The sequence below is a fragment of the Celeribacter indicus genome (assembly GCF_000819565.1).
In the GTDB taxonomy this organism is placed as follows: domain Bacteria; phylum Pseudomonadota; class Alphaproteobacteria; order Rhodobacterales; family Rhodobacteraceae; genus Celeribacter; species Celeribacter indicus.
In genome coordinates this window covers 242,514-268,771 of the sequence record NZ_CP004393.1, presented here as the reverse complement: position 1 = coordinate 268,771, position 26,258 = coordinate 242,514, and the positions used below count along the sequence as shown (strand labels likewise).

The following is a 26,258-nucleotide window of genomic DNA, read 5'->3' as shown; positions in this document are numbered from 1 at the left end:
GGCGCCCTTCCTCATGCGCCGTTAATCCCTTTTTCAGAGAATCGGGTCATGGATTGCTTCATGACCACGACACCGTCCCCCTCCGCGTTCCGGGAAATGCCCGGCTGGCTCTTCGATCTCGAGGAGGCCCGGCCGGTCGCGCTTCCCTCTCGTCCTCCGAGCTACCTGCGCGATCACAGGAAGCATCTACAGGAACGGTTCTTCGACGGCGGCGCGCAGGCGATGCCGGACTATGAATTGCTCGAGCTCGTTCTCTACCGTGCCCTGCCCCGCAGCGATGTCAAACCCATCGCGGCCGCGCTGCTCGCGGCGCTCGGAGATTACAACCGCGTCATCTCCGCCCCCGTTTCGCGCCTGCTGGAGATCGAGGGCGTGGACATCGCCGTCGCCGAGGATCTGAAGATCGTCGAAGCCGCCGCACATCGCCTTGCCCGCGCCCGTATCATGCAGCGGCCCGTGATCTCGAACTGGGATGCCGTTCTGGACTACTGCCGCACGACCATGGCCCACCGGGAGACCGAACAATTCCGCGTGCTCTATCTCGATCGCAAGAATATCCTGATCGCCGACGAGGAGCAGGCCCGCGGCACCGTGGACCACGTTCCCGTCTATCCGCGCGAGGTGGTCAAGCGCGCGCTGGAACTCAATGCCTCCGCCCTCATCCTCGTCCACAATCACCCGAGCGGCGATCCGACGCCGTCCGATGCCGACGTCGCCATGACGAACCGGATCCGCGACGCAGCGGAGGCGCTCGACATCCAGTTACACGACCATCTGATCATCGGGAAATCTGCGGAAGTGAGCTTTCGCGATGCATGCTATCTCTGATCGCGGACCCAGACCTCGACGCGCCGATTGAGCGAGCGCCCCCATGCGACGTCGTCGCAGGCAAGCGGCATCGCTTCTCCGAAACCTGCGCTCGTCAATGTCACGCGGTCAGCCTCGAACGCCTCCCCGAGGGCCTTCCTCACCGCTGCGAGGACTGCCTGTGCCCGCCGCTCCGACAGCCCCCTGTTCACGGCAGGGCTGCCATGGCTATCGGAAAAGCCGGAAAAGATCAGCGTCTTGCCATCATAGACCCCCGCCTCGAGCAATTCGGCGAGGAGAAGGACGTTGGAACGCGATTGTGCATCGAGACGGACCGACCCACCCTCGAACCGAAAGCCGAGGGTGAGCCGGCGCGCGCCCTGGAAGGCGGTCGTCACGGCTTGCAGATCCGCGAGCGTGATTTCCGGCCCTGCCCGGCTGATCGCATTGGCAAATCTCTGACCTTGGTCCCGGAAGCTGAGTTCGTCCACCCCCTGATCCACGAAGGGCGTGCGCGCCACGACCATCTGCGCGGCGGGCGACACCACGAAGTGCAAAAAATCCCGCGCCAGAGCCGGAAGCCGCCGGGCCGGCGTGTAAAGAAGGACCGAACGCGTAAGAGGATAGTCTTCCGTCTTGATATCGCTGCTGCTCACCTCGGCGGCGAACCCGCAGGCACCGGTGAGACCGAGTGTCCTGACCGACCCGCCGCCCGACAGGCGCGCCATGCCAACGGCATAGGGATCGGCTTCGACCGCAGCGATGAGATCGCCATAGCTGTCATGTGTCACCACCTGTTCCGCGACTCCCTCATGCAGCACCATCTGCGCAAAGGCACTCGCGGCAAGCATATCGTCACGGACGAGATGGGCGACGACGGGCGCATCCTGGCCGCCGATCTCAGACCAGTTGGTGACCGATCCGTCGAACAGGCCGCCGAGCGCCTCGAGCGACAGCGCCTCGAGACGGTTGGATCGCGACACGATGGGCACGAGCGCGTCGAGCGCGATCACCCGCGCCCGAAACGGATCGTGGAGATCGCCGAGGCCCGCCTCCTGGGCGAGCGCGCGTTCCTCACGGGTCACCCGGCGCAGCGACACGACAATATCCGCGTTCTCCGCCAGGAGATCCGCGAATCCTTCAGCGCTCGACGTTTCCGACAGCACGAATTCTGCGACGGTGAGATCGGCATCGGTGTCCTGAAGGCGCATGAGCTTTCGCCCGTCCGGCGTGATCGCCTCATCGGTGCTGTATCCGTTGCGCAGGGCGAAAGCCGTGATAAGCGCGGGCAGCAGGCTCTCCGTCGCGCTCGCCTCGCCCGAGAGCCGGATCTGCGCGAAATACCCTTCGAGATCCGGACACCCCGGTCCTTCACAGCGCACGCCGGAACTGTCGACGGTAAGGATGCCGAGATCCGTATCCACCCGATAGAACTCACCATCGAAGCTCAGGAAATTCCCGCTGATCTCGATGGCCCCGTCCCGCGACAGCAGAGTCACGTCCTGCGCCATCGCGGCGACGGGAAGGAGAAGGGAGATGACGAATGCGGCGATCCGCGTCATGCCGGAAACGACCATGATATTCCGGCCCCGTTTCCGGACCGCCCGTAGTTGATCTGGCGCGGATATTCGGCGTCCGGACGGCCTTTTTCAACCCGATAAAGCGACTTGGCGGCGGCCACGGGCCTCTTCCGTGCCGCGTCGCCCTGCCTGCGGGGGGAGAGCGCCCGATGCCGGACGACGCGGGTCAGACCGCGCCGTGGCAATGCTTGAATTTCTTGCCGGAGCCACAGGGACAGAGATCGTTCCGTCCCGGATTGCCCCAGGTCGAGGGGTCGTTCTCGTCGAAGCCCGGAACGGCATTGGGATGGCCCTCCTCGGGTTCGCCCACGGGCTGCGGCTGACCTTTCGCCGCGACCTCGGCCTGCTGCTGAATGAGCTGCTGGAGCATCTGCTGGCGCTCGGCCTCGGTCATCGGGCGCACGCGCGACAGTTTCTGTGTTACCTCGGCACGCAGGCCGTCGAGCATGGACTCGAAGAGCTGGAAGGCCTCGTTCTTGTATTCATTGAGTGGATCGCGCTGTGCATATCCGCGGAAGCCGACGACGGAGCGCAGATGTTCGAGCGTCAGAAGGTGCTCACGCCATTTGCTGTCGATCGTGTTCAGCAGGAACTGCTTTTCGATCTGCCGCATCTGATCGCCGCCGAAGGCTTCCGCCTTCTCCGCCATCAGCGCGTCGGATGCCTTTTCGATGCGCTCCACGATCACGTCGTCGTCGACGCCCTCCTCATCCGCCCAGTCGGCCACCGGCAGATCCATGTTGAGCGTCTCGGCCACGGAATTGTGCAGGCGCTCCATGTCCCATTGGTCCGGATAGGATTTCGGCGGGATCGCCTCCGCGACCAGATCCTCGATCACCTCGTGGCGCATGTCCTCGACGATCTCGTTGACGTCGCCGGATTCCATGATCTCGCGCCGCTGGGAGAACACGACCTTCCGCTGGTCGTTCATCACGTCGTCGTATTTCAGAAGCTGCTTGCGAATGTCGAAGTTGCGGCCCTCGACCTTTGCCTGCGCCTTCTCGAGCGACTTGTTGACCCAGGGATGCACGATGGCCTCGCCCTCCTTCATGCCGAGCGAGGAAAGCATCTTATCGAGCCGGTCCGACCCGAAAATCCGCATGAGATCGTCCTCGAGCGAGAGGAAGAACAGCGATCTGCCCGGATCCCCCTGCCGGCCCGAACGGCCGCGCAGCTGGTTGTCGATGCGGCGGGATTCGTGACGTTCGGTCGCGAGCACATAGAGACCCCCGGCCTCGAGAACCCGCTTCTCTTCCTCGGCGTGTTCCGCCTCGATCTTCGCGCGGATCTCGTCGGGATGCGCCTCCGGATTGGCGGCGAGCGCCTCCATCACCTTCATCTCGACATTGCCACCAAGCTTGATGTCCGTGCCGCGGCCGGCCATGTTCGTCGCGATGGTCACCGCGCCCAACTTCCCCGCATCCGCAACGATCTGCGCCTCCTGCTCATGGTGGCGCGCGTTGAGCACGTTGTGGGGGATCCCCCCGCGGGTGAGGAGCTGCGACAGTTCCTCGGACTTCTCGATGGACGTCGTACCCACCAGCACCGGTTGCCCCTTTTCATGCGCCTCGCGGATCGACTCGACCACGGCGTCGAGCTTTTCCTTCTCCGTCCGATACACCCGGTCATGTTCGTCGATCCGGGCGATCGGCCGGTTGGTCGGCACCTCGACCACACCGAGCTTGTAGATCTCCATGAATTCCTCGGCTTCGGTCGCCGCGGTGCCGGTCATGCCGGAAAGCTTTTCGTAGAGCCGGAAGTAGTTCTGAAAGGTCACCGAGGCCATGGTGATGTTCTCGGGCTTGATATCGACCCGCTCCTTCGCCTCGATCGCCTGATGCAGACCCTCGGAGAGGCGCCGCCCGGCCATCATGCGGCCGGTGAATTCGTCGATCAGCATCACCTCGCCATTGCGCACGATGTAATGCACGCCGTTCTGGAACAGCTTGTGCGCCCGCAGGCCCTGGTTGACGTGGTGCACGATGGTGGTGCTTTCCGGATCGTAGAGCGTCTGGCCCTCGGGAAGCAGGCCGTTCTGATGCAGGATCTGCTCGAGGAATTCATTCCCTTCCTCGGTGAAGGTCACCTGCCGGGCCTTCTCGTCGATCTCGTAGTGCTCTTCCGTGAGCGAGGGGATGATCCCGTCGATCGACTGGTAGAGTTCGGAGCGGTCGTCGGAGGGACCGGAAATGATGAGCGGCGTGCGCGCCTCGTCGATCAGGATCGAGTCGACCTCGTCGACGATGGCGAAATGGTGCCCGCGCTGCACCATGTCCTTGAGCTCCGCCTTCATGTTGTCGCGCAGGTAGTCGAACCCGAGTTCGTTGTTCGTGGCATAGGTCACGTCGCAGGCATAGGCGGCGCGCTTCTCGTCCTCTGGCTGTTGGCTGTAGATCGAGGAGCAGGTCATCCCCAGCGCCTCGAAAACCTTCGCCATCCATTCCGCATCGCGCTTGGCGAGGTATTCGTTGACCGTCACCACATGGACGCCCTTGCCGGTAAGGGCATTCAGATAGGACGGAAAGGTCGCGACAAGCGTCTTGCCCTCGCCGGTCTTCATCTCCGCGATATTGCCCTGGTGCAGGAAGATCCCTCCCATGAGCTGCGTGTCGAAGGCGCGCAGGCCGAGCGCGCGCCGCGCCGCTTCCCGGCAGTTCGCGAAAGCTTCCGGCAGGAGCGTGTCAAGGCTTTCGCCCTCCGCGTGCCGTTTCCTGAACTCCTCGGTTCTGGCGATGAGCCCGGCGTCGTCGAGCTTCTCGAACTCCGGTTCCAGCGCGTTGATCTTCGCGACCAGAGGTCGGGTCGCCTTGATCTTGCGATCGTTGGGTGTCCCGAAGACCTTTTTCGCGAGTGTACCGATGCCCAGCATATTTTCTCCGCTCGATGCGTCCTGACAGGATCGTGTGAGAGGAGGGATTGCTCCATTGCCCCGGACCTCATAGAAACGGTCGCAAAGGCTCCTCTTCAGTGACCTCTCGCGATGTAGTGGGCCATATCAGGACTGTCAACGTCGGGCCCCGGAATGGCTACGACAGGAAGGATAATCTCGATGACATATCGCCTCACGACCGCCGCGCTCGTTTCCGCCGCGTTCATGGCCATCACCCCGGCCCTCGCGCAAGAGGAGACGCCGGTCGACACCTCCCCCGACACCGTCGTTGCAAAGGTCAACGACACGGAGATCACCCTCGGCCACATCATCGCCGCGCGCCGGAGCCTTCCCCCGCAGTATCAGAGCCTTTCCGATGAGCAGCTTTACGACGGGATCGTGAACCAGATCGTCCAGCAGGAACTGCTCAGGCAGTCCCTTGGCGAGCCGACCGACGCGCTCAGATATCAGCTCGAGAACGAGGAACGCATGGTGATCGCCGGTCACATGCTCGAAAACGTTGCCTACGAGGCGATCACCGACGAGGCGCTCCAGGAGGCCTATGACGCGAAATTCGCCGATTTCGAGCCGGGTCGGGAATATCACGCCGCACATATCCTCGTGGAAACCGAGGATGAGGCGAAGGAAATCGTGACCGAACTCGAGGGCGGCGCCGATTTCGCCGAGCTCGCGCGTGAGAAATCCACCGGTCCCTCCGGCCCGAACGGTGGCGATCTCGGCTGGTTCGGCCTCGGCATGATGGTCGCCCCCTTCGAGGAAGCCGTCGTCGACATGGAGGAAGGCGCGGTCTCCGAGCCCGTCCAGACCCAGTTCGGCTGGCATGTGATCAAGCTCATGGAAACCCGCATGGCGGAAGTACCGCCGCTCGAGGAGGTCCGCGATGAGCTGGCGGCCGAGATTCAGGATGCCGCCATTCGCGAAAAGATGGAAACGCTCGAGGCCGAAGGCACCGTCGAACGGGTCGAAGGCATAGATCCTGCTGCAATGCGCAATGACGAACTTCTGAACGACTGAGTTCTCTCGCGCGACGCAAAGGACGCCGATCATGGCCAAGATCACCCATGTTTCCCCGCTGGCTCCGAAAGCGGGCTTTCCCTCCCTTCCCGTCATTGACGGCGTCCGCTTTGCCGCTCTCGAAGCGGGGGTTCGCTATTCCGGCCGCACCGATCTGATGCTTGCGGACCTGTGTGAGGGCACGACCGTCGCGGGCGTCTTCACCCGGTCCAGCACACGCTCTGCCGCCGTGCTGGATTGCGAACAGAAGATCGGCCTCGATCTCGACGGACGCGCCGCGATCCTCGTCAATTCGGGCAATTCCAATGCCTTCACCGGCAAGAGCGGGTTCGACGCGGTGGCGAAAATCACCGGAGCGCTCGCCGAAGAGACCGGTGTCGACGCACAGCGCATCTTTACCTCCTCGACCGGCGTGATCGGGGAACCGATCAAATGGGAACGGATCACCGCCAAGATCGGCGAACTGAACGCGGCGCTCGATGCCGACGGGATGGAACTGGCCGCGCGTGCCATCATGACCACCGACACGTTCCCGAAGGGTGCGACACAAACCGTGAGCCTCGACGGGGCCGAGGTGAAGATCGCCGGTTTCGCCAAGGGCTCCGGGATGATCGCGCCGGACATGGCGACGATGCTCGCCTATATCTTCACCGATGCCGCGATTTCGCGTGACGTGCTTCAGCAATGCCTCTGGCTCGCCAATGCGAAGACCTTCAACTGCGTGACCGTGGACGGCGATACCTCGACCTCTGACACGGTGCTCCTTGCCGCAACCGGCAAGGCGGAAATGGCACCCATCACGGAATTTTCCGACCCGCGCGTGGAGGCCTTCCGCACGGCGTTGCACGCCGTCATGAAGGATCTCGCGATCCAGATCGCCCGCGACGGCGAGGGCGCAACGAAGCTCATCGAAGTGCAGGTGACAGGCGCCAATGCGAACGGTCCGGCGCATCGGGTGGCGAAGGCCATCGCCAATTCCCCGCTCGTGAAAACCGCCGTCGCCGGCGAAGATCCGAACTGGGGTCGCATCGTGATGGCGGTCGGAAAGTCCGGCGAGCGGGCGGAGCGGGATCGGCTCACGATCTGGTTCGGCGATATCCTCGTCGCCGAAAAGGGCTGGGTCTCCCCGAGCTACACGGAGGAGGCCGGCGCCGCCTACATGAAGAACGACGAGATCCTGATCCGCGTGGATCTCGGGCTCGACGATGGGGCGGCGACGGTCTGGACCTGCGATCTCACCCATGGCTACATCACGATCAACGCGGATTACCGTTCGTGAAACTCGTGCTCGTTTCGGCGGTCGCCCTCATCGACATCGAGGGCCGCGTCCTTCTGGCGCAGCGTCCCGAGGGGAAGGCGATGGCGGGTCTGTGGGAGTTCCCAGGCGGGAAGGTGGAGCCGGGCGAAACGCCCGAGGCGGCGCTGGTGCGCGAGTTGCACGAGGAACTGGGGATCGAGACCTGGAATTCCTGCCTCGCCCCACTGACCTTCGCCTCTCACAGCTATGACGACTTCCACCTGATGATGCCGCTTTTCGCCTGTCGCAGGTGGAACGGCATTCCGTCGCCGCGCGAGGGGCAAGTGCTGAAATGGGCAAAGGCGTCGGAGCTACGTGACTATCCGATGCCGCCCGCCGATATTCCGCTGATTCCCATCCTGCGCGACCTTCTGTGAGGCACCACTCTTTGCTCAACATTTGTGCTGTTTTCGGGCAAATGTTCTAAATTTGTAAATGATTTTGAAAGCGTTTTGCGATAACTCAATCGCACACGTCATTCAATTGGGGGGCAAGTGCAATGATGCGTTCAATCACTCTCGGCAAGTATATTTCGGTTCAGGGGCACTATGTCGGCGAGACGTCGAACGGGAACATCCTCGTTCGCGTGGGGGACAAGACCTTTACCGGCAAGCCCGTATCCTACAAGAAAGTCGCCTGACGCGCACTTTCTCCGCGTCTCGATGTATCGCGATGAAAAAGGCGAGCCATGACGGCTCGCCTTTGTCTTTTAGCTAACTGCGGGGTTCGGAAACTCAATCGAGCTTCCGCTCCACTTCCTCGCGTTCGAAGATCTCGATCACATCGCCCGGACGGATGTCGTCGTAATTCTCGAACGCCATCCCGCATTCCTGGCCGGAGATGACCTCCTTGACCTCGTCCTTGAAGCGCTTGAGCGTCTTCAGCGTGCCTTCGTGGATCACCACGTCATCGCGGAGAAGGCGCACGCCGGCGGAGCGGCGCGCCACGCCCTCCGTGACCAGACAACCCGCGACCTTGCCGACGCCGGAGACCTTGAAGACCTCCTTGATCTGGGCATAGCCGATGAAGTTCTCGCGGATCTCCGCAGAGAGCAGGCCGGAGGCCGCCGCCTTCACATCGTCCACGAGATCGTAGATCACCGAGTAATACCGGATTTCCACGCCCTTCTGGTTCGCGGCGTTCCGCGCCGGAGCGTTCGCCCGGACGTTGAAGCCGATGACCGGCGCACCGGAGGCCTCGGCCAGACCGATGTCGGTTTCCGTGATCGCGCCCACACCGTAGTGGAGCACACGCACGCGCACCTCGTCGTTCCCGATCTTCTCCATCGCCTGGACGATCGCCTCGGCGGAGCCCTGCACGTCCGCCTTCACGAGGATCGGCAGTTCGGCCACGTTTTCGTCCGCCTTCGCCTTGGCGAGAAGCTGGTCGAGCGTGGTCGCGGCACCGGCGGCGGCGCGTTTGTCCTTGGCGGCCTGCTCGCGGTATTCGGCGATCTCGCGCGCCTGCGCCTCGGTCGAGACGACGTTGAGAACGTCACCCGCCTCCGGCGTGCCGTTGAGACCCAGAACCTCCACCGGGACGGAGGGTCCCGCCTCGTCGACGCGGTCGCCCTTGTCGTTCACGAGCGCACGGACCTTGCCCCATTGCTCGCCCACGACGAAGATGTCGCCGCGCTTGAGCGTCCCTTTCTGCACGAGCACCGTCGCCACCGGACCGCGACCCACGTCGAGCTGGGCTTCGATCACGGCACCCTCGGCGGCACGATCCGGGTTGGCCTTCAGTTCGAGGATCTCGGCCTGGAGCGCGATCGCCTCGAGCAGGTCATCGAGCCCCTTGCCGGTCTTCGCGGAGACTTCCACGTCCTGAACGTCACCGGACATCTCCTCCACGATCACCTCGTGCTGGAGAAGCTCGGTGCGCACCTTGTTCGGATCCGCGTCCGGCTTGTCGCACTTGTTGATCGCCACGATCATCGGCACTTTCGCCGCCTTCGCGTGGTTGATCGCCTCGATCGTCTGCGGCATGACCGAGTCATCGGCCGCCACAACGAGCACGACGATATCCGTGACGTCCGCGCCGCGCGCCCGCATGGAGGTGAAGGCCGCGTGACCCGGCGTGTCGAGGAAGGTCAGCGTCGCGCCGCTGTCGGTCTGAACCTGATAGGCACCGATGTGCTGCGTGATGCCGCCGGCCTCGCCGGAGGTGACGTTGGCGTTGCGGATCGCGTCGAGCAGCGAGGTCTTGCCGTGGTCGACGTGGCCCATGATGGTGATCACCGGCGGACGCGCCTTCTTGTCCTCGGGCTTGTCCTCGAGCTGCTGGATCACGTCCTCGACATCGGCATCGGACACGCGCTGGATGCGGTGGCCGAATTCCTCGACGATCAGTTCGGCGGTATCCGCGTCGATCGACTGGTTCTGCGTGACCATCATGCCCATTTTCATGAGCGACTTCACGACATCGGCAACGCGCTCGGCCATGCGGTTGGCAAGTTCGGAAACGACAATGGTTTCCGGCACCTGAACGTCGCGCACAACCTTCTCGCGCTGATCGGGGCCGCCCATGGCCTTCTGGCGCATGCGCTCCTGCTTGCGCCGCATCGAGGCGACGGAACGCTGCCGGCCGCCTTCGCCGCCGTCGAGCGCCTGCTTGATGGTGAGCTTGCCGGAGCGGCGGTTGTCGCCGCCCTTGCCGCGCCCGCCACGGTCGTCTTCCTCGCGGGTCTCACGCCCGCGCGGCGGTGTGACGACGGCCCGGCCCCCGCGCTCCTGCTTCTGGATCGCCGCCTGGGCCGCAGCCGGATCGTCCGTCTTCGGCGCAGCCGGGGCGGCGGCGGGTGCCGCAGCCGGTTTCTTGCGCGCTTCCGCCTCGCGTTTCTTGGCCTCTTCGGCCTCGCGACGGGAACGTTCCTCTTCTTCTTCCTTGGCCTTCAGCGCGGCTTCGCGTTCGGCATCTTCGCGGGCCTTCTCCTCGACCTCGCGACGACGACGCTCGCGCTCTTCCTCGCGCTGGCGCTCTTCTGCCTCACGCTTCCTGGCCTCATCGGCCTCCGCGGCCTTCGCCGCGGCGAGCGCCTTCATCCGGCGCTCCATCTCGGCGTCGGAAATCCCCGCAGGCCGCTTCTTCGGATCGCCGAAGGCAGACGAGCCGGAGCCCGAACCGGACGACTTCGCGGCACCCGGCTTCGGGACCACGACACGTTTCCGCTTCGTTTCGACCACGACGTTCTTCGTGCGGCCATGGGAGAAGCTCTGCTTCACCGACCCGGAGCCGCCGCGAATGCCGAGGGTTTTCTTGCCGTCTGTATCGCTCATTTCGTCGTCTTACCCTTTCCGGCGGAGCCCTCTCCACCGTTTGTCTCGCGCATGCCCATAAGGCGGTTGGCTTCCTCTACAACACGTTTGCCGAGTCCGCCACCTGCGAGCGCGCCATGTATCACACTTTCACGGCCAAAAGCCAAACCCAATTCGGCACTGGTCATATGCCCGAACCAGCGTCCCCCTTCCGGGGTCCAGAGCTTGCCCTTGCCGCGCTCCGATCCGTCGGAAGCCTGCAACAGCACTTTCGCGCGCCCCTCGGCAAGCCAGCTCTTCACCTTCTCGAAACCGCAGACCGCCTCGCCCGCCTTGCGCGCGAGCGAGATGAGATGCACGACCCGGTCCGCAAGCCCCTCCTCGATCAGATCGACAAGCCCGTCGGGAACTGTCACGTCCGCGCGGGCGGCTTTCGAGAAGAGGCGTTTCTTCACCGCCTCCTCCAGAGCCGCGCGGTCGGCGGCGACCCAGATCCCGCGACCCGGCAGTTTCTCCGCCAAATCCGGTACGAGGAGACCGTCGGGGGAGACGACGAACCGGATGAGCCCGCGCTTCGGCTGCGCTTCGCGCGTCACGATGCAGCGCCGTTCCGCTTCGTCCCTGGTTTTCGTCATCCCGCCTCGGGTCATCTCACACCTCGCACGAGGCCTGAACTCAGGCCTCGCTTTCCTCTTCCACTTCGGTCTCTTCCTCATCGGACGCCAGATCCGCCGGATCGACCCAGCCGAGCTGGATCCGTGCCGTCATCACAAGGTTCTGTGCTTCTTCGAGAGAGACGTCGAACTTCTCAAGGACGCCGTCGTCCTTCACGCGCTCGCCGTTCACCGTGGTCCAGCCACCGGCCAGCTCCCAGTCGGCGCAGGTCGCGAAATCCTCGAGGGATTTCACCCCGTCCTCGGCCAGCGCCTCAATCATTTGGGGTGTCAGGCCCTCGAAGTCAACCAGGCTGTCCTCGACACCCAGCTCGCGGGCATGGGCAAGCGCGGACCGGTTCGCCTCCTCGAGCACGTCGCGGGCACGCGCCTGCAACTCGGTCGCCGTTTCCTCGTCCACGCCGTCGATCACCAGAAGCTCGTCGACATCGACATAGGCGACTTCCTCGAGATTGGTGAAGCCCTCGGACACGAGAAGCTGGGCAAAGAATTCGTCGAGATCGAGACTGTCCATGAACAGCTTCGTGCGTTCGGCAAACTCCGCCTGACGGCGCTCGGATTCCTCGGCCTCGGTGAGGATGTCGATGTCGAGGCCGGTGAGTTGCGAGGCGAGGCGCACGTTCTGGCCACGCCGGCCGATGGCGAGCGAAAGCTGCTCGTCGGGCACCACGACCTCGATCTTGCCGGCATCCTCGTCGAGCACGACTTTCGACACTTCGGCCGGTTGCAGCGCGTTCACGAGGAAGGTCGGCTGATCGTCGTTCCACGGGATGATGTCGATCTTCTCGCCCTGGAGCTCGTTCACAACCGCCTGCACGCGCGAGCCGCGCATACCGACGCAGGCGCCAACCGGGTCGATCGAGCTGTCGTAGGAAATCACGGCGATCTTCGCGCGGCTGCCGGGATCGCGGGCGACGGCCTTGATCTCGATGATGCCGTCGTAGATCTCGGGCACTTCCATCTTGAACAGCTCGGCCATGAATTCCGGCGCGGTGCGGCTCAGGAAGACCTGCGGCCCGCGCACTTCGCGGCGCACGTCCTTGATGTAGCAGCGGATGCGGTCGTTGGGGCGATAGGTTTCGCGGCCGATCTTCTCATTGCGGCGCAGAATGCCCTCGCCGCGGCCGATATCCACGATGACGTTGCCATATTCCTCGCGCTTCACGACGCCGTTGATGATCGTGCCGACGCGGTCCTTGAACTCGTCATACTGGCGATCGCGCTCGGCTTCGCGGACCTTCTGAAGGATGACCTGTTTCGCCGATTGCGCGGCGATCCGGCCAAGCTCCACCGGCGGGACCTCGTCCTTGATCTCGTCCCCGATCTGCGGGTTCTCGAGATATTGCTTCGCCTGTTCGACGGTCAGCTCGGCCTGATAATTCTCGAGCTCGTCGTCGGGCACGACGGTGCGCACGCGGGTAAAGGTCGCGCGGCCGGTCTTCCGGTCGATCGAGACGCGGATATCCATATCCGCGCCGTAGCGCGACTTCGCGGCACGGGCGAGGCTCTCTTCCATCGCCTCGACCACGAGACCGGGGTCGATCATCTTCTCGCGGGCCACGGCCTCGGCGGTTTGCAACAGCTCAAGCTGGTTTGCAGAGGTGATTGCCATCTCTTCGTCCTCTCTCAGTCCTCTGAAGACCCGTCGTCGGTCTCGATATCGTCAAATTGGGTTTCGTCTATCGCGCCCGACTCCTTGCGCTGGCGCAGCATCTCGCGGATCAGGTCGTCGGTCAGCACGAGTTTCGCATCCGACAACCAGTCGAAATTCAGGCCGATCGTGACGTCCTCGCCGTTGTTGTCGATGGACAAAAGCACCTCGTCGCCCTCGACACCGGCCAGCTCGCCCTTGAATCGGCGGCGGCCGTCGATCATCTCGGTCGTCTCGATCTTCGCCTCGTAACCCTCGAAGGTCTCGAAATCCTTCAGCCGGGTCAGCGGGCGGTCGATACCGGGGCTCGACACCTCGAGCGTGTATTCGTCCTCGATCGGATCCTCCACATCGAGGATAGCAGAAACGGCGGTCGAAATCTCGGCACATTCGTCGACCTCGATCCCGCCCTCGGGACGTTCGGCCATGATCTGAAGCGTCTTCGACTTCGTCGAGGACATCAGGCGCACGCGCACAAGCTCGAACCCCATCCCTTCGATCACGGGGCCGACGATTTCCGCCATGCGGCGATCAATCGCAGTCTTTGCAATCAGATCGGACATTTCCGGACTGCCTTTCGGATTCTTTCAGATTCTGGTGACGTCCCCGCATCAGGGCACAAAAAAACGGGCGCGCGGCCCGTCGATCTTTCCCGGTGGTGCCTCGGGAGAGCCCGACAGCGCCGCTGTTGGCAAGGCATATACGCGGCCCCGCACGAATCTGCAAGCCCTATCCAAGCTCCTGCGCAATCCGGTCCATGGTCCGGACGAGCGCCTGGGTGATCCCCGGTTCGGACAGCGCGTGCCCGGCCTGTCCGACCATGATGAGCCGGGACCGTGCCCAGCGCTCATGAAGCTCATGCGCGGTCCTCGGCGGGCAGATCATGTCGAACCGCCCCTGCACGATCGTACCGGGCACCTCCGCCATGCGCGGAACCTCCTCGAGAAGCTGGCCATCGCGATTAAGGAAGGCGTCATGGGTGAAGTAGTGGTTCTCGAGACGGGCGAAGGCACGGGCATAGTCCGGCGCCGGCTCTCCCGTCGCCCCGTCCGACCCGATGGCCGCCAGTGCATTTTCCCAGCGGGACCAGATCCGGCCGAAATGCACCTCCTCACGATAATCTCCTGAAAACAGGCGTTTGTGATAGGCCGCGATGAGATCGTGACGCTCTCCCGGTTCCACCGCCTCGGAAAAGTCGCGCCAAAGGTCCGGCCAGAACTGGCCCGCACCCCCGCCGTAGAACCAGTCGAGCTCGCTCCGGCGCGCAAGGAACACACCGCGCAACACCAGATGCAGCACCCGCCCGGCATGTGCCTGCGCATAGGCGACACCCAGCGTCGCGCCCCAGCTTCCGCCGAAGACGATCCATCGGTCGACCCCGAGCGTCTCCCGGATACGTTCGATATCGGCCACGAGATGCCATGTCGTATTCGCCTCGACCGAGGCGAAAGGCCGCGACTTTCCGCACCCGCGCTGATCGAACAGGATGATCCTGTACCGCGACGGATCGAAATAGCGCCGCATGTAGGGGCTGCACCCCCCGCCAGGACCGCCGTGCAAGACGACAACGGGAATGCCGTTCGGATTCCCGCTCTGTTCGACGTAAATCCGGTGCCCGTCTCCCACCTCCAACATCCTGTGGTCATAGACCGCGATTTGGGGATAGAGATAGCTGTATGCGCTCTTTTGGCCTGAGACCTTGTCCATGACGTTCCTATATAGCGCGGGATGCCGGCAGTTGAACGGCCAGACGACTTGAACACGAAGGAGAGGATCATGCAAACGCATCAGTCCACCATCGACCCCTCCGAGGTCGCGAAATTCGAGGCGATGGCCGCCGAATGGTGGGATCCATCCGGCAAGTTCAAACCGCTCCACATGATGAATCCGGTGCGGCTTGACTACATCGTGTCGCAGATCGCCGCCGAATTCGCGCGGGATCTCACGGCGGACAAACCCTTTGAGGGTCTGCGGCTTCTGGACATCGGCTGCGGCGGCGGTCTCCTGTCGGAGCCGATGGCGCGGCTCGGCGCGACGGTGATCGGGGCGGATGCCGCGGAACGCAATATTCCCGTGGCCCAGGTCCATGCCGAGCAATCCGGCCTCGACATCGACTATCGCCATACCACGGCCGAAGCCCTGGCGGAGGCGGGCGAGCAATTCGACGTCGTACTCAACATGGAAGTGGTCGAACATGTCGCCGATCCGCTCGGTTACCTGACCGCTTGCAGGACACTGCTGAAACCCGGCGGGCTGATGATCTGCTCCACGCTCAACCGCAATCCGAAAAGCTACATGATGGCCATCTTCGGCGCCGAGGTGGTGATGCGCTGGCTGCCGAAGGGCACGCATGAATGGAAAAAGTTCATCACTCCCGGCGAGCTTTTCGACCTGATCCGCAACGCGGGGCTCGAGCCGGTAGACCGCAAAGGCTTCGTCTTCAATCCGGTGCTGTGGTCCTGGTCGATCTCGGAACGCGACCTTTCGGTGAATTACGTCACCGCGTCGGTGAAACCGGCGTAGACGATCCGTCGTCCTCGAGCCTTATCCGCATCTCCCGCAGCACGGGCAGCGCGGCCTTCACCCGGTCGGTTCCGATGGCCTCGACGATCTCCGACAGGATCGGCGCGATAGCCGCAAGCGCGGCGTCCCGCGCCGCACGCCCGGCGGGGGAGATCGACACGAACTTGCGTCGTGCGTCGTCCCAATCGGGTCGGATATGGACATATCCTGCCCATTCGAGCTTGCTCAGCGTATTGGTCATCGCCCCGCGCGTGACGTGAAACGCCCGTGCAAGCTGCGCCGGGGACCGTTCGTCGCCAAGGCGCGCGAGGTGGTTGAGCACGGAGAAATGGCTGATCTCCATCCCCTTGGGCAGCGCCTTCGTCAGCCGGTTCCGCGCAAGCTGGTCGGCCATGAACACCTCGGAAAACAGCGCGACCGACAACGACTCGTTTTGCGGGTTGCCGCTCATCTCGGCTCCTCGAACGCCCGATCGTGATCGAGGGAAGGGATCCGTTTCCTGGCTTTCCCGACCTCGGCGAGATCGAGGTCGACTAGCGCGACCCCCGGCGCAACCCCGCCGTCGCACAGCACCTCTCCCCAGGGCGAAACCGCGAGCGAATGGCCATATGTCCGCCGCTTGCCGGGCGGCGTCTCCTGATGATGCCCGGTCTGCGCCGGTGCGAGGACGAAACAGCCCGTCTCGATCGCGCGGGCGCGCAACAATGTGTGCCAATGCGCCTCGCCGGTCACGGCGGTGAAGGCGGACGGCACCACAAGCACCTCGGCCCCGCTCTTGGCAAGGCTGCGATAGAGGTAGGGAAACCGCAGATCGTAACAGATCGTCATGCCGAACGTCGCCAGCGGCGTCTCGACGGTCACGGCCTCCCGCCCCGGCCGGTATCCCGCGGATTCACGATAGCTTTCCCGGTCGCTCACATCGACGTCGAACATGTGGATCTTGTCATAGCGCGCCGCGATCGTGCCATCCGGCGCGATCATGAAGGACCGGTTTGCAAAACGGCCGTCGGGGTCGTCGGTCTGGAGCGCGAGAGAGCCGATGAGAAGCCATATCCTCTCCTCCGCCGCCGTCTCCCGCAGCGCCGCGAGGGTAGGATCCTCCGCCTCGCGCCGCAGCACCGAGCGCTGATGCGACCGCGACGAGGAAACGCAATTCGTGACCTCGGGCGTCAGGACGATCTGTGCCCCGTCGCGGGCGGCATCGCGCACGAATCCCTGCGTGACCGGCAGGTTCGCCGCCGGATCGTCGCTCGCGTTCAGGGTGACAAGGCCGGCCCGGACCATCGCTCAGCCCGCCAGGAGCGCGTCCAGCCTGCCCGCGCGCTCGAGCGCATGCAGATCGTCGCATCCTCCGACATGGGTCTCCCCTATGAAAATCTGGGGCACGGTATGACGCCCGTGCGCCTTTCGCATCATTTCCTGGCGGCGCGACGGGTCGGCCATGACGTCGATATCGGTGTATTCGACGCCCTTGCTGTCCAGAAGCCGTTTCGCGGCGATGCAATAGGGGCAGATCGGCGTGGTGTAGAGTGTGACGGGTTGCATGGCAAATCCTCATGTCTTTCGGGGACTATAAGGATTTAGTGCTCCCTGTCCACGCGCGCCAGCACTGCCACGAAAACGCCGGCCGCCCCTGCCCTGCGACAGGCATTCGCACATTGGGCAAGCGTCGCTCCCGTCGTCATCACATCGTCGATCAGGAGGACCGGTCGCCCAGCAATCGCGGCACGACGCCTTTCATTGAAGACAATCGCGCCAGCGACCGTTTCCGACCGCTGGACCGCCGTCATCCCGTCGAGCGTCCGGGTGGCAATCGGACGGCGCAGAAGGTCGGGAATGTAGGACAGGCGGTGGAGTTTCGCCACCTGCTGTGCCAGGAGCGCGGACTGGTTGTAGCGTCGCCGGAGGAGCCGCATCCAATGCAGCGGCACCGGCGCAACGATCATGCCGTCGACGAGAAGCGGTTTTGCCGCCTGCGCGAGCCATGCCCCGGCCGGTCGGGCCAGATCGGTCCTGTCCCCATGCTTCAGCCGCAGGACCACCCCGCGCGCATTGTCCGCGTAGAGCATCACCGCGCGGCCGCGTGACCAGGCGCGCGGCATGCTTCGGCAATCGTCGCACAGGTCGCCCGCCTGCGTGTCTCCGATCAACGGTTTGCCGCAGGCATCGCAGGGATGATCGACGATGAACGGCGTCCTCGACCAGCAGCTTGGGCACAATCTTCCCTCGCTCTCGACCATTTCGTCGCAGGTGAGGCATTGAGGCGGGTAGATCAGCCTGGTCAGTCTTTGCATTTGCCCCTCGGTTTCCTACATTGTCGCGAAACGCGCTGGTTCAGTTGCCGGAAAGAGCACACGACATGTCCGAAACACTCCCCCTGGTCGACCGGGAACAGCTTTCCCGCTCCCGCCGTCGCGCGGACAGACAGGGGGGCGATTTCTTCCTCCACGAGGAAGCCCGGTTCGAAATCGAGGATCGCCTGGACATGATTAACAAGTCGTTTACGGCTCCCGCGGTCGTGACCGGTTTTCCGCGGCTCTGGGCGAACTGGTTTCCTGAGGCGACGGTCGTGCCCGATGACGATCTGCTGTCGCTCGAGGAAGGCGCCCACGATCTCGTCATTCACGCGATGGCGCTGCACTGGGCGAACGATCCGGTCGGGCAACTCATCCAGTGCAACCGCGCGCTCAGGCCAGATGGCCTCCTGCTCACCGTCTTTCCGGGCGATCAGACACTCAACGAGCTGCGCGCCTGTCTGGCTCAGGCGGAAACCGTGATTGCGGGCGGACTGTCGCCGCGGGTGCTCCCGATGGGAGAGTTGCGGGACGTCGGCGGCCTTCTCCAACGCGCCTCCTTCGCGATGCCCGTCGCGGACAAAAGCGTGCGCCGCGTGACATATCCCTCCCTTTCCCGCCTTGCCCGTGACCTGCGTGGCCTCGGGGAGACCAATGCCTTGACGGCGCGGCGGAAAACCACGTCGCCGCGGGCGCTTTTCCGGCTCGCGGAAGATCTCTACCGCGCGCATTTTTCCGAGGACGACCGGCTCGTCGCCACCTTTGATCTCATTTGCCTGACCGGATGGGCCCCCGACGAAAGCCAGCCGAAACCGCTCATGCCCGGCTCCGCAAGGATGCGGCTGTCGGACGCGCTCGGCGCCACCGAATTCAAGCTGCCGCAAAGCTGATCCGGCAAGAACCACATAGACAGAAACAGGACAGAACGATGGGATTGATGAAGCCGACACGATTGAACGTGAATGCGCCGGACGCGCGCTGTCCGGCCCATGCGCAAAAGGACCACCTGCGCATCCCAAGGGAAAAGATCGGCATCCTTCTGGCCAATCTTGGCACACCCGACGATACGGATTATCGCTCCATGCGGCGCTACTTAGGCGAATTCCTCTCGGACAAGAGGGTGATCGACTATCCCTCCTGGAAATGGCAGCCGATCCTTCAGGGCATCGTCCTGTCCGTCCGTCCGTTCAAGTCCGGCGCCGCCTACCGCTCGATCTGGAACGAGGAGGCGGGTGAGAGTCCGCTCATGACGATCACGAAGCAGCAGACTGCCGCGATCCGCGCCGCCCTGGCCGCCGAATATGGCGACCGTGTAATGGTCGATTTCTGCATGCGATACGGCAATCCCTCGACCCAGTCGAAGGTGGCGGAACTCACTGCCGAAGGCTGCACCAGGATCCTGTTCTTCCCGCTCTACCCGCAATATGCCGGCGCAACGACGGCCACCGCGAACGACCAGTTCTTCCGCGCACTGATGGAGGAAAACTGGCAGCCCGCGTCGCGCACAGTCCCGCCCTATTTCGACGATCCCGCCTATATCGAGGCACTCGCGCAATCCGTCGAACGCGCCTGCGCCGCGGCCGAGCACAAGCCCGACATGCTCATCTGTTCCTATCACGGATTGCCGCAACGCTATGTCACCGAGGGCGGCGATCCCTATCACTGCCAGTGCCAGAAGACGACGCGCTTGCTCAAGGAGCGTCTCGGCTGGACCGATTCACAGATCATGACGACGTTCCAGTCGAAATTCGGCCCGGAGGAATGGCTGCAACCCTATACGGTGGAGGAAGTGGCGCGTCAGGCAGAAAAGGGCAACAAGCGCATCGCCATCTGCGCCCCCGCCTTTTCCGCCGATTGCATCGAAACGCTGGAAGAGATCAACGAGGAGATCCGGGAGAGCTTCGAACACGCCGGGGGAGAGGAATTCCTCTATATCCCCTGCCTGAACGCGGACCCTCTGCATATCAAGGCGCTCGTCGGCCAGATCCGCACAAATCTCGCCGGCTGGACATGAGACGGGGGCGGTCGGGCGGAATGCTCAGAACGAATTAGCTTCGGTCAAAATAAAAGGGTGGCTCGAAAGCCACCCTTTTGAATTTCCATCGCGCGAGACGATCAGTCGGCGGCAACAGCAGCAGCCACGAGCGCGAGCACGAGAAGCGGCACAACGTAGCCAGCGGAAGAGGAAGAAGTTTCTTCCACGACGACCGGAGCTTCGATGACCGGCTCGGAGTAACCGCCGGCGAAAGCGGCGGAACCAGCGAGAGCGAACACAGCAGCAGCAGCGAATTTTTTCATTTTCAGTCCTCCAGAACCCCTGCTTTCTCTAACAGGGCGGGTTAGTTACACGTAGGTAGCTATATGTCCCAACCCAATTGAAAATCAATTCTTCCGTGATCGCGCCACATTTTTCACGCCGCTTGGCGTCAAATAAGCAACACCTGTGTTCCCACTTTCGCAAGATTGAAAAGCTCGGCGATATGTTCGTTGTAAAGACCGATGCACCCGTTCGACGAACGGCGGCCGATCTTGCGCGTATCATGCGTCCCGTGGATGCGGTAATACTGCCACGACAGGTAGAGCGCGTGAGTCCCAAGCGGGTTGTCCGGACCGGGACCGACGAAATCGGGCCATTCGGGGTTTCGCTGCTTCATCGCCGGGGTCGGCGACCAGCTCGGCCCCTCGACCTTGCGGACCACCTCTGTGCGCCCGCGCCGCGTCAGATCCTCGGTCAGCGGGACCGACGTCGGGTAGAGTTTGTAGATCGACTGATCCTCGCTCCAGAAATGCAGCGCGCGCGAGGTCGTGTCGACGAGAATCCCCCCGTTATGCAGATCGCCGAAATAGGGCCGCCAGTCCAGCGAGCGGAAGCTCGAGATATTGCGACGGGTGACGGTGGAGATATCCTTTTCCATCTCCGTCGTATTGGCGGTTTGTGCGAATGCGGGGGCCGCGATAACAGCGGTCGAACCGGCTATGAAAGCGCGCCGGGAAACCGCATGGACCGGATTCTTGCTCATAAGACCTAAGCCATTCATGTAATGGGACACGATTCCTTCTATATATGGCGCGAATACCTCAGTCGCAAATCAAACAATCGTTGCTCCCCAAATCACGAGAACAAGATTTGCCCCCGCCTCCCAAAAAGTTTAGGTGATGCCAACCACGTGCACATGGAGTGACATGAATGCCCCGGATTATCGCTCTTTTCCTGATCGCCCTTCTCGGCCTGTCCGCCTGCGAGACACCGCCGCAACGACTGGGCCCCGACGGAAAACCGCTGCCGCGCGTCTATCGAATCAGCGAGCGGGACGAGGCGACGATCCAGTATCGGATGCTTGATTCGATCAATGCCCTGCGCTCCGCCTCCGGGGCTGCGCCGGTCGAACTGAACGCCAATCTCACCGCGGCCGCGGCAACGCATGCCCGTGACATGCATGTCCAGAACCGTCCGTGGCATTTCGGCTCCGACGGTTCCTCGCCCCTCGATCGCGTCGCGCGTTCGGGTTATTCCGGCCAGATGCTCGGGGAAAACATCTCCGAGACCTACGAGACCGAGCTTGAAACCCTCTCCGCCTGGATGGAGCAGCCGGATACGCGCGACGTCATTCTCGACCGCCGCGCGACCGATATCGGCTTTGCGTGGTATCAGGAAAACTCTGGCAAGCTCTGGTGGACGCTCCTGATCGGTGCCCGGTCGGCCGCGCCCGCCTTCGCCCAGTTCCAGTAACGCCGGCTCAGGGGAAGATATCCACCTGCGTGCCGTCACGCACCATCATGTAGATCTTTTCGATGTGGCGGTCCTTCACGGCGATACAGCCGGCGGTCCAGTCCCGGCCCTTGCCGCGGTTTTCCCCAGCGCGGCCGTGGATGAAGATATCGCCTCCCGGACGCCGGCCGAACGCTTCCGCATAGGCCACGTCCTGCTCGTTGGGATAGGAAATCCCGAGAGAGAGGTGATAGGCCGACCGCGGATTGCGCCGGTTGATCATGTAGCTGCCTTCCGGCGTCTTGCCGTCGCCCTCGAACCGCTTTGGCCCGAGCGGATTGCCACCAAGCCCGATCCTGAATTTCTTCACGACCTTCTCGCCGCTCAGAAGATACAGGCGTCTGCGTTCCTTGTGGATGACTACACGCGTGATGAGCGGCCCCTTGTAGGGCTTCAGCTCCCGCGCGTGTACCGTCGCAGGCAGACATACAAATGCCCCTGCCGAAATGAGGAAGTCCCGTCGATCCATCTCACTACCCGATTTGTTTTTCGCTTCTTATACACGATCGACGACGCCGAAGGAATTCTCCTTATCTTATACCGCCCGTGAGAATCGCGCGGCAATCTCGACGTGAGTCGACCACCGGAACTGATCTACCACTTCGACCCAGTCGAGACCAAAGCCCGCCTCGATCAGTCTCCGCGCATCTCGCGCAAACGTGATCGGATTGCAGGACACGTGCCCGAGCACCGTCAGTCTACTGCATGCGATCTCCTCGATCTGCGCGGCGGCTCCCGCACGTGGCGGGTCGATCACGGCGGCGTCATAACGGTCGAATTCCCCGGCGCGGAGGGGATGGCGGAACAGATCCCGCGTCTCTACGGAAACGGCACGCAACCCCTCGGCACCGCGCCAGGCTTTCGACAGGGCGGAAAGCATCTCGGCCACCCCCTCGACCGCGTGTACCTCGGCCCCCTGCGCCAGGGGCAGGGAGAAGGTGCCGCATCCGGCGAAGAGATCCACGATCCTGCCGGCGCCCGCAACCGCGCGCCTCATCGCATCGACGAGCCGCGCCTCTCCCTCCGCCGTCGCCTGGAGGAAGGCGCCGGCGGGAGGCACCACACGCGCCCTGCCGAAGTTCAGGAACGCCGGCCCCTCCCCCGCCACCGGTTCGCCGTTCCACGAGAGGCGCGCGAGGCCCGCCGCGCGTGAAACCTCCGCCACCCGCACACGCAGGTCGAGGTCGAGCGGCCGCGCGCCGGTCACGGCGACATCCAGCCCGCCTTCGGAGGAAATCACAGCGAGATCCATTTCACCCCGCCGCGACACGCCCAGCGCCACGAGGTCCTCGAAGGCGGAATAGCCCGCCATGATCTCCGGCGTCATCAAAAGGCAGTCCGGCACCGCCACCACACTTTCGGAGGCGCGGGCATGCAGCCCGAGCAGCACGCCTTTCTTCGTCCGGCGCCCGTGAAACACCGCGCGGCGCCGGGAATGCGGTGGAGAGACATGGACCGGCCCGATTTCTGCGGAAATGCCCTGATGACGGAGCGCCGTTTCGACGACCCCCCTCTTCCATGATGCGACGAAATCGTCGGATGCGTGCTGAAGCGCGCACCCGCCGCAAGCCTTGTAATGGCGACAGGGTGGTCTCACACGGTCGGGCGAGGGCGTGACGATCTTCGGATCCGGAATCCGATCTCCCTCGCGCTCACCCTCGACCACCTCACCCGGCAGCGCATTGGCCGCGAACAGCCCGTCCGCGGTCACCCCATCGCCCCAGTGTCCGAGCCGGACGACCTCATGTCTCATCGTCGCCATCCTCATCGGCACGCTGCAACAATGCCGCGCGGTCCAGGGAAAATCCGCTGTCGATCCATGCCTTCTCGAGACGGCGCAGGCGCTCTCCGAGGGCGGGACCGGTAAATTTCGGCGTCAGATCCTTCGCGCTCACGGGAAAGATCTCGCCTTCGGCACGCTCGAGACGCGCCTCGAGATCAGGGGCGAGCGGCTGCCCGAAAAGGGCCGCCCGCAGGAGAGCGACGGAGCGGGCGAGATCCGCGCCCTCACGATAGGCGATCTCGCACAGGTTCTCCGTCCCCGCCATCGCCCGGCGGAGATAGTCATAGCGCCGGATCAGGCTCTTCCTGAGCCGCAACAGAGCGGCCACATCGAATTCACCGAGGCTCGCAAGCCGCCGGATCGGCTCCGGCTCCGGCTCGAGCGCGGCCAGAACAAAAAAGATCTTCGTCTCCGCCCCCGGCAAGACCGCCCTCAGCACGCCGCTGCGGTCCATGGCCCCGAGCGCAAGCTCGGGCGCGGGCGCGGACAAAAGCTTCAGCATCTCCGCGCCGATCCGCTCCTTCGACAGCGTTCCGATCCCCTCGACATTCCGCGCGCAGGCGGCAAGCCCCTCCGGATCGAGCCCCTGCGCATCATCGCCATACCAGGCATGGAAGCGGAAGAACCGCAGGATGCGCAGATAGTCCTCCCGGATACGGGTGTTCGCGTCGTCGATGAACCGCACGCGCCGCGCCTCGAGATCGGCCAGGCCGCCCAGCGGATCGTGGATCCTCCCCGTCCCGTCGGCATAAAGCGCATTCATGGTGAAATCGCGCCGCCGCGCATCCTCCTCGAGCCTGTCCGCATAGGCGACCACGGCGCGGCGGCCATCCGTTTCGACGTCACGCCGGAAAGTGGTGATCTCGAACGGTTCGCCTTCCGCGATCACCGTCACCGTACCGTGGTCGATTCCGGTGGGCACCGCCTTCAGACCGGCCTCCGCGGCGAGCGCAAGCGTCCGTTCCGGCCGGACCGGGGTCGCAATATCCAGATCCGTCACAGGCACGCCGAGCAGGGTGTTGCGGATGCAACCGCCCACGAAATATGCTTCTTCGCCGGCGCGGGCGAACAAGGTCATCACCTGCCGCACCGCCTCCCGCGCGAGCCAGTCCGCCTCGAGCCGCGTCACGATGCCACCCGCTCGGCCAATGACCGCAGGATGCGGGCGGTGGCACCCCAGATGTAATAGGGACCATAGGGCACCGTGAAATAGCTCCGCGTCTGGCCGCGCCACCGTCTCGACTGCACATGGAAATTCGCCGGATCGAGCACATGCGACAGGGGTACCTCGAAGACTTCGGACACCTCACCCGCCTCCGGCACCGGCGTGAAGTCGCGCCGTACCCAGCCCAGTACCGGATACATGCGGAAGCGGGTCACCGTTTCATGCGTCGGCAGCCCGCCCAGCACCTCCACATTCTCCACCCGCAGCCCGATCTCTTCCTCCGCCTCCCGCAGCGCCGCCGCCACGGGGTCGGCGTCCCCCTCGTCCACCCGACCGCCGGGAAAGGCGATCTGGCCCGGATGGTGGCGCAGTGCAGAAGAGCGCTTGGTCAGGATGAGCCGCGGGCCGTCAACGTGGCTGCGCAGGGCGACGAGCACGCCGGCAGCCCGCAGCGCCGCCGCTTCGGTCGGACGAAAATCCGGGTTGAGATCGAAATCGGAGGACGCCTCCCCCGCGCCGGACAGCGCCGCCTCGATCACCGCCCTGTCAATCGTCGTCACCATCCGGATCTTTCTCCGCCTCGAAGCCGAGCGTTTTCGGGTCGAGCACGTAATGCGCGCCGCAGAACTGGCAATCCGCGGTCACCACGCCCTCGTCCGTCGTCATGTGAGCGATGTCGCGGGCGGAATAGATTGAAAGGCTCTGGCGCACCTTGTCTTCCGAACAACTGCATCCGAATTCGATCGGCCGGGGATCGAAGACGCGCGGCCGATCCTCGTGGAACAATCGCACCAGGAGCTCGGTGAGCTGGACCCGCGGGCCGATGAGCTCCATGTCCTCGACCGTGTCGAGAAAGATATTGGCGCGATTCCAGCCCTCGAGATCATCCTCGTTGAGGATATCGGAGGCGCTCAGCAGCCCCTCGGTCCCGTCCGTCTCCTGGGGCGCGGCAAAGGGCGAGGCTTTCGGCATCTTCTGGAGCATGACGGCACCGGCACGCCAGCTCTCGCTCGACCCGGAGAGGCGCGATTTGCCGAAGGAGGTCGAAAAGCGCGTCGGCAATTGCTCCGACTGGGCGAAATAGGTCTCCGCGCAGGACGCGAGCGATCCGCCCGCGATCGGGGTGATCCCCTGATAGGGCGTCATTCCCTTGCCCTGGTCGATCAGGATCGCGAAATATCCCTTTCCGATCTGCGCAAACGGGTTCACCCCGCGCACGAGACGCTCCTCGTCGAAGGAGGCATAGGCGCGGATCTGACCCGGCTCGCCATCCTTTTCCGGCGCGTAGTAATCCGTCGCGATCAGCCGCGCCGGCCCATCGCCGCGGACCTGGAGCGACAGTTTCCAGCGCAGTTTCATGCTGTGGCCGATCATCGTCGTGAGCAGCGCCATTTCCGCGACCAGCGCCTCGATTTCCGGCGGATAGTCATGCTGCGACAGGATCCGGTCGAGCACCCCGTCGAGCCGGACCACCCGCCCGCGAATATCGGACGCGTCCAGTTGGAATGGCAGGACGGTGTCGTCCCAGGCAATCTTCGATCCGAGCATTTGTGCTTT

The 26,258-nt window shown here is 63.7% G+C and carries 27 protein-coding genes; 9 read left to right on the top strand and 18 right to left on the bottom strand.

Annotated features, from left to right (window positions below):
- Positions 1-60 precede the first annotated feature (60 nt).
- Complete coding sequence (gene radC / locus P73_RS01345) at positions 61-828, top strand: RadC family protein (protein ID WP_043871298.1); 768 nt, start codon at positions 61-63, stop codon at positions 826-828.
- On the opposite strand, the gene P73_RS01340 is transcribed toward radC, so the two are convergent.
- Positions 819-2,384 (bottom strand): phosphate ABC transporter substrate-binding/OmpA family protein, encoded by a 1,566-nt coding sequence (locus P73_RS01340; protein WP_052452979.1) that lies wholly within the window; start codon positions 2,382-2,384, stop codon positions 819-821. The genes radC and P73_RS01340 overlap by 10 nt on opposite strands.
- A gap of 169 nt (positions 2,385-2,553) precedes the next feature.
- On the bottom strand, positions 2,554-5,256 hold the full coding sequence (gene secA / locus P73_RS01335) for a preprotein translocase subunit SecA (protein ID WP_043868131.1): 2,703 nt from the start codon (positions 5,254-5,256) through the stop codon (positions 2,554-2,556).
- Between the two features lie 180 nt (positions 5,257-5,436).
- Here secA and P73_RS01330 point away from each other — a divergent pair, with 180 nt between their 5' ends.
- The 4 genes from P73_RS01330 (at position 5,437) to P73_RS26145 (ending at position 8,228) form a co-directional block, all read left to right on the top strand.
- The gene (locus P73_RS01330; RefSeq protein WP_043868130.1) at positions 5,437-6,291 is read left to right on the top strand and encodes a peptidylprolyl isomerase; all 855 of its coding nucleotides are present in this window, start codon (positions 5,437-5,439) and stop codon (positions 6,289-6,291) included.
- A 31-nt stretch (positions 6,292-6,322) separates the two neighbouring features.
- Positions 6,323-7,570, top strand: a complete 1,248-nt coding sequence (gene argJ, locus P73_RS01325; RefSeq protein ID WP_043868129.1) for a bifunctional glutamate N-acetyltransferase/amino-acid acetyltransferase ArgJ — start codon at positions 6,323-6,325, stop codon at positions 7,568-7,570.
- Complete coding sequence (mutT, locus tag P73_RS01320; protein ID WP_043868128.1) at positions 7,567-7,965, top strand: 8-oxo-dGTP diphosphatase MutT; 399 nt, start codon at positions 7,567-7,569, stop codon at positions 7,963-7,965. The genes argJ and mutT overlap by 4 nt, the downstream gene beginning before the upstream one ends.
- A 122-nt stretch (positions 7,966-8,087) precedes the next feature.
- On the top strand, positions 8,088-8,228 hold the full coding sequence (locus tag P73_RS26145; RefSeq protein ID WP_043868127.1) for a hypothetical protein: 141 nt from the start codon (positions 8,088-8,090) through the stop codon (positions 8,226-8,228).
- A gap of 94 nt (positions 8,229-8,322) precedes the next feature.
- Here P73_RS26145 and infB read toward each other — a convergent pair whose 3' ends face one another.
- From infB to pip, 5 genes are all read right to left on the bottom strand, one after another.
- The gene (infB, locus tag P73_RS01310) at positions 8,323-10,863 is read right to left on the bottom strand and encodes a translation initiation factor IF-2 (protein WP_043868126.1); all 2,541 of its coding nucleotides are present in this window, start codon (positions 10,861-10,863) and stop codon (positions 8,323-8,325) included.
- Positions 10,860-11,492, bottom strand: a complete 633-nt coding sequence (locus P73_RS01305) for an RNA-binding protein (protein WP_043868125.1) — start codon at positions 11,490-11,492, stop codon at positions 10,860-10,862. Before P73_RS01305 ends, infB begins: the two co-directional genes overlap by 4 nt.
- A gap of 25 nt (positions 11,493-11,517) precedes the next feature.
- Positions 11,518-13,128, bottom strand: a complete 1,611-nt coding sequence (nusA, locus tag P73_RS01300; protein WP_043868124.1) for a transcription termination factor NusA — start codon at positions 13,126-13,128, stop codon at positions 11,518-11,520.
- A gap of 14 nt (positions 13,129-13,142) precedes the next feature.
- On the bottom strand, positions 13,143-13,730 hold the full coding sequence (gene rimP / locus P73_RS01295) for a ribosome maturation factor RimP (RefSeq protein WP_043868123.1): 588 nt from the start codon (positions 13,728-13,730) through the stop codon (positions 13,143-13,145).
- Positions 13,731-13,896: 166 nt separating this feature from the next.
- Positions 13,897-14,874: a prolyl aminopeptidase gene (pip, locus tag P73_RS01290; RefSeq protein ID WP_043868122.1), complete on the bottom strand. Its 978-nt coding sequence runs from the start codon at positions 14,872-14,874 to the stop codon at positions 13,897-13,899.
- Between the two features lie 69 nt (positions 14,875-14,943).
- Between pip and ubiG the strand changes: the two genes are divergently transcribed.
- Positions 14,944-15,690 (top strand): bifunctional 2-polyprenyl-6-hydroxyphenol methylase/3-demethylubiquinol 3-O-methyltransferase UbiG, encoded by a 747-nt coding sequence (gene ubiG, locus P73_RS01285; protein WP_043868121.1) that lies wholly within the window; start codon positions 14,944-14,946, stop codon positions 15,688-15,690.
- Here the strand turns inward: ubiG and P73_RS01280 are convergent.
- Genes P73_RS01280 through P73_RS01265 form a run of 4 tightly spaced genes read right to left on the bottom strand, consistent with a single transcriptional unit; the run spans position 15,665 to position 17,984 of the window.
- A complete protein-coding gene (locus P73_RS01280) occupies positions 15,665-16,141 on the bottom strand; it encodes a MarR family winged helix-turn-helix transcriptional regulator (protein WP_043868120.1) in 477 nt (158 codons plus the stop codon). The two genes, ubiG and P73_RS01280, sit on opposite strands and share 26 nt — an antisense overlap.
- The gene (locus tag P73_RS01275) at positions 16,138-16,974 is read right to left on the bottom strand and encodes a carbon-nitrogen hydrolase family protein (protein ID WP_043868119.1); all 837 of its coding nucleotides are present in this window, start codon (positions 16,972-16,974) and stop codon (positions 16,138-16,140) included. Before P73_RS01275 ends, P73_RS01280 begins: the two co-directional genes overlap by 4 nt.
- A 3-nt stretch (positions 16,975-16,977) precedes the next feature.
- Positions 16,978-17,235 carry a glutaredoxin 3 gene (gene grxC, locus P73_RS01270; protein WP_043868118.1) on the bottom strand — a complete coding sequence of 86 codons (258 nt, stop codon included), beginning with the start codon at positions 17,233-17,235 and terminating at the stop codon, positions 16,978-16,980.
- A 35-nt stretch (positions 17,236-17,270) separates the two neighbouring features.
- Positions 17,271-17,984 carry a ComF family protein gene (locus tag P73_RS01265; RefSeq protein ID WP_043868117.1) on the bottom strand — a complete coding sequence of 238 codons (714 nt, stop codon included), beginning with the start codon at positions 17,982-17,984 and terminating at the stop codon, positions 17,271-17,273.
- Positions 17,985-18,049: 65 nt separating this feature from the next.
- Here P73_RS01265 and P73_RS01260 point away from each other — a divergent pair, with 65 nt between their 5' ends.
- Both P73_RS01260 and hemH read left to right on the top strand, forming a co-directional pair.
- The gene (locus P73_RS01260; RefSeq protein WP_043868116.1) at positions 18,050-18,874 is read left to right on the top strand and encodes a methyltransferase domain-containing protein; all 825 of its coding nucleotides are present in this window, start codon (positions 18,050-18,052) and stop codon (positions 18,872-18,874) included.
- Between the two features lie 38 nt (positions 18,875-18,912).
- Complete coding sequence (hemH, locus tag P73_RS01255; RefSeq protein WP_245629217.1) at positions 18,913-19,998, top strand: ferrochelatase; 1,086 nt, start codon at positions 18,913-18,915, stop codon at positions 19,996-19,998.
- Positions 19,999-20,099: 101 nt separating this feature from the next.
- On the opposite strand, the gene P73_RS01250 is transcribed toward hemH, so the two are convergent.
- Positions 20,100-20,282 carry a hypothetical protein gene (locus tag P73_RS01250; protein WP_043868115.1) on the bottom strand — a complete coding sequence of 61 codons (183 nt, stop codon included), beginning with the start codon at positions 20,280-20,282 and terminating at the stop codon, positions 20,100-20,102.
- 128 nt (positions 20,283-20,410) lie between these two features.
- The gene (locus tag P73_RS01245) at positions 20,411-21,004 is read right to left on the bottom strand and encodes a L,D-transpeptidase (protein WP_043868114.1); all 594 of its coding nucleotides are present in this window, start codon (positions 21,002-21,004) and stop codon (positions 20,411-20,413) included.
- 167 nt (positions 21,005-21,171) lie between these two features.
- Here P73_RS01245 and dalA point away from each other — a divergent pair, with 167 nt between their 5' ends.
- A complete protein-coding gene (gene dalA, locus P73_RS01240; protein ID WP_043868113.1) occupies positions 21,172-21,714 on the top strand; it encodes a divisome-associated lipoprotein DalA in 543 nt (180 codons plus the stop codon).
- Positions 21,715-21,721: 7 nt separating this feature from the next.
- On the opposite strand, the gene P73_RS01235 is transcribed toward dalA, so the two are convergent.
- The 5 genes from P73_RS01235 to hslO all read right to left on the bottom strand — a co-directional run bounded on the left by P73_RS01235 (position 21,722) and on the right by hslO (position 26,249).
- The gene (locus P73_RS01235) at positions 21,722-22,222 is read right to left on the bottom strand and encodes a L,D-transpeptidase family protein (protein ID WP_043868112.1); all 501 of its coding nucleotides are present in this window, start codon (positions 22,220-22,222) and stop codon (positions 21,722-21,724) included.
- Between the two features lie 66 nt (positions 22,223-22,288).
- Positions 22,289-23,506 carry a class I SAM-dependent RNA methyltransferase gene (locus tag P73_RS01230; RefSeq protein ID WP_043868111.1) on the bottom strand — a complete coding sequence of 406 codons (1,218 nt, stop codon included), beginning with the start codon at positions 23,504-23,506 and terminating at the stop codon, positions 22,289-22,291.
- The gene (locus P73_RS01225; protein ID WP_043868110.1) at positions 23,496-24,665 is read right to left on the bottom strand and encodes a CCA tRNA nucleotidyltransferase; all 1,170 of its coding nucleotides are present in this window, start codon (positions 24,663-24,665) and stop codon (positions 23,496-23,498) included. Before P73_RS01225 ends, P73_RS01230 begins: the two co-directional genes overlap by 11 nt.
- The gene (locus P73_RS01220; RefSeq protein WP_043871295.1) at positions 24,662-25,264 is read right to left on the bottom strand and encodes a CoA pyrophosphatase; all 603 of its coding nucleotides are present in this window, start codon (positions 25,262-25,264) and stop codon (positions 24,662-24,664) included. The genes P73_RS01225 and P73_RS01220 overlap by 4 nt, the downstream gene beginning before the upstream one ends.
- On the bottom strand, positions 25,248-26,249 hold the full coding sequence (gene hslO / locus P73_RS01215) for an Hsp33 family molecular chaperone HslO (RefSeq protein ID WP_043868109.1): 1,002 nt from the start codon (positions 26,247-26,249) through the stop codon (positions 25,248-25,250). The genes P73_RS01220 and hslO overlap by 17 nt, the downstream gene beginning before the upstream one ends.
- Positions 26,250-26,258: the final 9 nt, after the last annotated feature.